This is a genomic window from Treponema sp. R6D11, from assembly GCF_054786075.1.
The window spans coordinates 1-496 of the sequence record NZ_BDHD01000818.1 but is presented as its reverse complement, the minus strand read 5'-3'; the positions used below and the strand labels follow the sequence as shown (position 1 = coordinate 496).

1 protein-coding gene is annotated in these 496 nt (G+C 35.9%); it reads right to left on the bottom strand.

Features of this window, described 5'->3' with window-relative positions; translation table 11 throughout:
• Positions 1-496, bottom strand: a 496-nt coding sequence (locus ACYVTD_RS16295; RefSeq protein ID WP_461248721.1) for an Ig-like domain-containing domain, incomplete at both ends; no start/stop codon positions are given.

Below are 496 nucleotides of genomic sequence, written 5' to 3'. Positions count from 1 at the left end.
ATTTTCAACGCTTGTATAATTTTTAACGGAAATACTGTCTACAGGTTTGGAAAAAACAAGGAGTAATTTATCATCTTTTTCCCAATCTTGATTTTCTACCGGCGATTCGGCAACACTTGAATAACCTCTGTCTGCGGATAAAATTATTAATTCATTTTTGTTTGTTATCCGCATTGCGTTTACAAGATATGGAATTTCAGGATCGAGCTTTGTCGTAAATACGCATAAAAAATCATTACCTATATTCATGCCGTTGTTATCTGTCAATGAAGTGGAAAATCGAATTTCATAACGGGTCTTTTGCATCCAAGGTTCCGCAGGTGTAAAAATAGCGAGCTTCCCATCTTTTTCCAATCGCCAAATACCCGTCATTGAAGGAGAAAACGAAACATTGTCATACAAAGTTTTTAACGGCAATGGTATAGAAAACTCCAATTTTATTTCCGCTCTTGCGTCGCTAATTTCCGAATACATTTCAGGATAGCTCGATAAAAGA